Genomic DNA, 6,234 nt, shown 5'->3' with positions numbered 1-6,234 from the left:
TAATTTATTGAGAGTCAAATATTTGCTATTATTCCTCAACAGCAGCCTGCGCCGCTGCCAGACGTGCGATAGGCACGCGGAACGGAGAGCAAGAAGCGTAGTTCATGCCGATCTTGGCGCAGAACTTAACCGAGCTGGGCTCACCACCGTGCTCACCACAAATACCGCAACGGAGTCCCGGACGAACGGCGCGGCCCTTCTCCACAGCCATCTCGATAAGCTGGCCAACACCATTCTGGTCGAGAACCTGGAACGGATCCACCTTCAGGATCTTGTTCTCCAGATATACCGGCAGGAAGCTGGCGATGTCGTCGCGGCTGTAACCAAAGGTCATCTGTGTGAGGTCGTTGGTACCGAATGAGAAGTACTCGGCCTCGGTGGCGATCTTGTCGGCGGTCAGGGCGGCGCGCGGAATCTCGATCATCGTACCGATCTCAAACTTGATCTCGGTGCCATACTCGGCGAACACCTCCTTGGCGGTCTTCTGTATAACCTCCTTCTGCTGCTTGAACTCGTAGAGGATACCGATGAGCGGAACCATGATCTCGGGCATAGGATTCTTGCCCTCCTTCTTAAGCTCGCAAGCGGCGGAGAGGATGGCGCGAGTCTGCATGGCCGTGATCTCGGGGAACGTGATGCCCAGGCGGCAACCACGGTGACCGAGCATCGGGTTGTTCTCAGCCAATGAAGCCACACGGCGCTTGATGGTAGCCACATCGACGCCCATCTGCTTAGCCATCACTTCCTGGCCAGCCTGATCGTGGGGAACAAACTCGTGGAGAGGAGGATCGAGCAAGCGGATGTTCACGGGGCAGCCGTCCATGGCCTCAAGGATACCCTTGAAGTCGGCCTTCTGATAAGGCAACAACTTGGCAAGCGCCTTCTCGCGACCCTCAACGGTATCGGCGAGAATCATCTCGCGCATGGCGATGATCTTCTTGTCCTCGAAGAACATGTGCTCCGTACGTGTGAGACCGATACCCTTGGCGCCGAAAGCGCGAGCCACCTGTGCGTCGTGGGGAGTGTCGGCGTTGGTGCGAACCTGAAGCTTGGTGTACTTGTCGCAGAGGTCCATCAGCTCCTTGAAGTCGCCGCTGAGCTCAGCGGCCTTGGTGGGAACCTGACCGGCGTAAACCTGGCCGGTGGTACCGTTCAGAGAGATGTAGTCGCCCTCCTTATATACTGTGCCGTCGATCTCTACAGTCTTGGTCTTATAGTCGACATTGATGCTGCCAGCACCCGACACGCAGCACTTGCCCATACCACGGGCCACCACGGCGGCGTGAGAGGTCATACCACCACGTGCGGTGAGGATGCCCTCGGCCGAAGCCATACCAGCCAAGTCCTCAGGGCTTGTCTCGATACGAACCATGATAACCTTGTGGCCATCGGCGTGCCACTCCTGGGCGTCGTCGGCGTGGAACACGATCTGACCGCAGGCGGCACCCGGAGAGGCGGGCAGACCCTGCGTAATGACCTTTGCCTGGAGCAAGGCCTTCTTGTCGAACACGGGGTGGAGGAGCTCGTCGAGCTTCTGGGGCTCACAGCGCAACACGGCCGTCTTCTCGTCGATCATGCCCTCGTGGAGCAGATCCATGGCGATCTTAACCATGGCGGTACCCGTACGCTTACCGTTACGTGTCTGGAGGAACCAGAGCTTGCCCTCCTGCACGGTGAACTCCATGTCCTGCATGTCGTGGTAGTGGTGCTCGAGCTTGTCCTGCAACTCGTTGAGCTGCTTATAGATCTCGGGCATGGCCTCCTCCATCGAAGGATACTTGGCCACGCGCTCCTCCTCGTCGATGCCGGCGCGCTCAGCCCAACGCTGCGAACCGATCTTGGTGATTTGCTGCGGGGTGCGAATACCAGCCACCACGTCCTCGCCCTGTGCGTTGACGAGATACTCGCCATTGAAGAGGTTCTCGCCATTACCGGCGTCGCGGCTGAAGCAAACACCCGTGGCCGACGTGTCGCCCATGTTACCAAACACCATGGCCATGACCGAAACGGCCGTACCCCACTCGTCGGGGATGCCCTCCATCTTACGATAGAGAATGGCGCGCTCGTTCATCCAGCTGCGGAACACGGCGCAGATAGCGCCCCAAAGCTGCTCCTTGGGATCGGTGGGGAAGTCGCTACCAGTTTGCTCCTTGATGGCCTTCTTGAAGCGCTCAACGAGTTTCTTAAGAGACTCCACAGAGAGGTCCTTGTCGAGCACAACGCCCTGCTCCTCCTTCACCTCCTCGATGATAGCCTCGAACGGATCGATGTCCTCCTTGTTCTCGGGCTTCATGCCGAGCACAACGTCGCCGTACATCTGAACGAAACGGCGATAGCTGTCATAAACGAAGTGGGGGTTGCCGGTCTTTGCCACCATGCCCTCAGCCACCTCGTCGTTCAATCCAAGGTTAAGGATGGTGTCCATCATACCCGGCATAGAGGCGCGAGCACCCGAACGAACAGAAACCAACAGAGGGTTCTTCGGATCGCCAAACTTGCAGTTCATCAGTTCCTCCGTGTGAGCCACGGCTTTCGTCACCTCATCAGAAAGCAGCTCAACAATCTTTGCTTGGCCTACTTTATAATACTCATTGCAAGTGTCTGTGGTAATCGTAAAGCCAGGAGGCACTGGCACTCCGATAAGATTCATTTCTGCCAAGTTGGCACCCTTGCCACCCAGCAGGTTTCTCATGTCTGCACGACCTTCGGCCTTACCGTTACCGAAGAGATAGACTCTTTTTTCACTCATAGTTGATCTGGTAAAAACTTATAGTTGTAAATTATGTCTGACTTAAGTATATTGTTTCTATAGTGTTCCATTTCACGGCACGTTTTCTCGCCATGGCAAAGCTTAAGTAAACTTAGCCCTGCTCATCTGGCTTAACGAAAACCTTGTTTTGTGCAAAGATAATGTTTTTTATCTTTTACTCAAAACATTCGGCCAAAAAAGTGCAATCCTGACATGACAAATATATTTGTTCGCGCCAACAAGCACATTTCTTCACATTATTTTAATTAAATTCCGATAAATTCATTACCTTTGCAGCAAAATCAAGTATGTATGAGCAGAAATCGTAAGCCCTTACCCATGTTAGAAAGCGTAACCATCGAGGCGGTAGCCGCTGAGGGAAAATGCATTTTCCACCACGGCGAGCAAGTGGTGTTTGTTCCCTTTTGCGTTCCCGGCGATGTTGCCGACGTGCAAATCGTGAAGAAGAAACACCGCTACTGCGAGGGTCGCGTGGTGCGCCTCGTCACACCCAGCCCCGTAAGGGCCACGCCACGATGCGAGCATTTCGGCATCTGCGGCGGATGCAAATGGCAGAACCTGCCCTACGAGGAGCAGCTCAAGGCCAAGCAGCAGCAGGTGCACGACCAGCTGGAGCGCATCGGGAAGGTGGAGCTGCCCACGTTCCGCCCCATCCTCGGCTCCGTGAAGATATGGGAGTATCGCAACAAGCTGGAGTTTGGATGTTGCGACAAGCGATGGTTTACGCAGGAGGAGCTGCAAGACCCATCGCTCGACCTCGCCGCTCAGGACAACTCGGCCATAGGCTTCCACATCACGGGAGCGTTCGACAAGATCTACCCCATCAGCAAGTGCTGGCTCATGGACGACCTGCACAACGCCATACGCAACGAGACAGAGCGCTACGCCAAGGAGATCGGCATGACGTTCTACGATGTTCGCGCGCAGCATGGACTGTTGCGCAACCTCATGCTCCGCACGTCGAACACGGGCGAGTGGATGCTGCTCATACAGTTCCACTACGACGAGGAGGGCGACGAGGAGAAGGCGAAGGCGCTGCTCAGCCACCTGGCCGACCGCTTCCCGCAGATCTCATCGCTCATCTACGTGGACAACCAGAAGGGCAACGACACCATCGGCGACCTCGACCTTACAACCTTCAAGGGCACCGACTTCATCTACGAGACGATGGAGGAGCTGCGCTTCAAGGTGGGACCGAAGAGCTTCTACCAAACCAACACCGAACAGGCTTACCACCTCTATAGCGTGGCGCGAGAGTTTGCGAACCTCACGGGCAACGAACTGGTGTACGACCTCTATACGGGCACGGGCACCATCGCCAACTTCGTGGCCCGGCAGGCACGCCACGTCATCGGCATCGAGTATGTGCCAGAGGCCATCGAGGACGCCAAGGAGAACAGCCGCATCAACGGCATCGGCAACACCGAGTTTTACGCGGGCGACATGAAGGACATCCTCACCGAGGACTTCATACAGCAACATGGCCGACCCGACGTGATCATCACCGACCCACCACGCGCCGGCATGCACAACGACGTGGTGGACGTCATCCTCAAGGCCGCGCCCAAGCGCATCGTCTACGTAAGCTGCAACCCCGCCACACAGGCGCGCGACCTGGCGCTATTGGACAACAACTACCGCGTTGCCGCCGTGCAACCCGTCGACATGTTCCCCCACACGCCACACGTGGAGAACGTGGTGCTGCTTGAGGCGAGAAGCCAATAAGCCACACCATATTTATAATACACCCCTATTTTTTATACACCCCAACATATTTCCTTGAAAATGCGCAAGTCATTCTACATGCACACCAAGCCATTAGCCAACGCCCGCAAACAGGCAAAGGGGATCGCCTGTCAGCCACGGCTCATGGCACAAGCAAGCCCTCCCTGCCGACCCTGACCGAATCGGCCCAAGCAGCTGCTTGCCATTTTCCGAAAGTCAAACTTTTTTAACCCCTATGCCACATGAAATTTTTAATTGTCGCACTTGATTACTTTTTTGGTTTAGCGTTCCTTCTGCTATTCCTCCTCTTCACCCCATTAGCCGACGACTGGTCACCATTTACCGTTCGCTTCTTCTTCATATCGGGTTTCCTCGGCATGAGCTTAGCGCAGATGTGGTTCCCCGTAAACCTCGGCCGAACAGCCAACGACTCGGGGCAACTATTTAGAAACGCTCTGGGCGTTTCCCTGGTGTTCATCGTGGGCACCTACATCACCATGCGCATACTTTATCATCCAGGAGTCGACACCGGACGGTGGCTATCCCTCATCGGCGTGGCTTTCTTCTTCTGCTTCCTGGTGTTCCGCTGGCTGGAGAAAAAGGCGCTCACCAGGCTTTGGGCAAGCGGCTACAAGGTGGTGAGGGTCATCGCCATAGGCAACGGCGACAACTTCAGCCGCATCATCCGCCACTTTGCCAAGAGCCCCGGACTGGGTTTCCGCATAGTGGGATGCTACACCGACGACCCCTCCACGGAGTACGCCGAGACATTGGGTAGCGTGGCCGAGGGCATGGAGATCATACGCTCGAACAAAAGCTTCCCCGGCACCATCGACGCCCTGCTGTGCGGCTTCCCCACAAGCGAATCCAGATCGCTGAACGACTGCGCCTTTTATTGCAACAGCCGTGTCTTGCGCTACTACTACGCACCAAGCGACGACACCTTGGGCATGCACCTCAAACCCATGCTCATTGGCAACGACGAGGTGTTTACGCTCTTCCGCCTGCCCCTCTCGATCCCTACCAACCAATTTATCAAGCGAGCATTCGACATCGTGTTCTCCGCCTGTGTGCTCATACCCCTGGGCTTGTTTATCCCCATCATAGCGCTCATCATCAAGCGCCAAAGCCCCGGCCCCATCTTCTTCAAGCAGGCAAGAACCGGTATGGACGGACGCACGTTCATGTGCTATAAGTTCCGCTCCATGCATGTCAACAAGGACGCCGACAAGGTGCAAGCCACCAAGGACGACCCACGCAAGTTCCCCTTCGGCAACTTCATGCGCAAGAGCAACATCGACGAGCTGCCGCAGTTCTGGAACGTGCTGAAGAACGACATGAGCATCGTGGGACCACGCCCACACATGCTGAAACACACGGAGATGTACAGCAAGCTGCTCGACAAATACATGGTGCGCCACTTCGTGAAACCGGGCATTACGGGCTGGGCCCAGGAATCGGGATTCAGAGGCGAGACCAAGGAGCTATGGCAGATGGAAGGGCGCGTAAAGTGCGACATCTGGTACATCGAGCATTGGTCGTTCTGGCTCGACATCCGCATCATCCTGCTGACTGTCAAGTCGGTGTTTATCCACGACAAGCAGGCTTACTAACCCCCACCAACCGATCGCTTCGACCCATCTGTCGGAACATCGCCCTTGGGGGGGGGGTGGAAACATACGTTAAGGGGGTGTGTCAAAATTCACACCCTCTTTTAAAATATCACAAAGCCCGAACTT

General features: G+C 55.8%; 3 protein-coding genes. 2 read left to right on the top strand and 1 reads right to left on the bottom strand.

The genetic code is table 11. The annotated features are described in order from the left end of the window. Nucleotides 1-28 precede the first annotated feature (28 nt). On the bottom strand, nt 29-2,749 hold the full coding sequence (gene ppdK, locus WKK33_RS01010) for a pyruvate, phosphate dikinase (RefSeq protein ID WP_337932082.1): 2,721 nt from the start codon (nt 2,747-2,749) through the stop codon (nt 29-31). Nucleotides 2,750-3,061: 312 nt separating this feature from the next. Between ppdK and rlmD the strand changes: the two genes are divergently transcribed. Continuing rightward, complete coding sequence (gene rlmD, locus WKK33_RS01005; protein ID WP_330003782.1) at nt 3,062-4,495, top strand: 23S rRNA (uracil(1939)-C(5))-methyltransferase RlmD; 1,434 nt, start codon at nt 3,062-3,064, stop codon at nt 4,493-4,495. Nucleotides 4,496-4,737: 242 nt separating this feature from the next. After that, nucleotides 4,738-6,108, top strand: coding sequence for an exopolysaccharide biosynthesis polyprenyl glycosylphosphotransferase (locus WKK33_RS01000; protein WP_337636130.1), 1,371 nt, complete (start codon nt 4,738-4,740; stop codon nt 6,106-6,108). The last annotated feature ends 126 nt before the right edge of the window (nt 6,109-6,234 follow it).

Origin of the sequence: Hallella sp. (assembly GCF_037460745.1) — a bacterium.
In the GTDB taxonomy this organism is placed as follows: Bacteria; Bacteroidota; Bacteroidia; order Bacteroidales; family Bacteroidaceae; genus Prevotella; species Prevotella faecis.
This window is presented reverse-complemented; position numbering and strand designations above follow the sequence as displayed.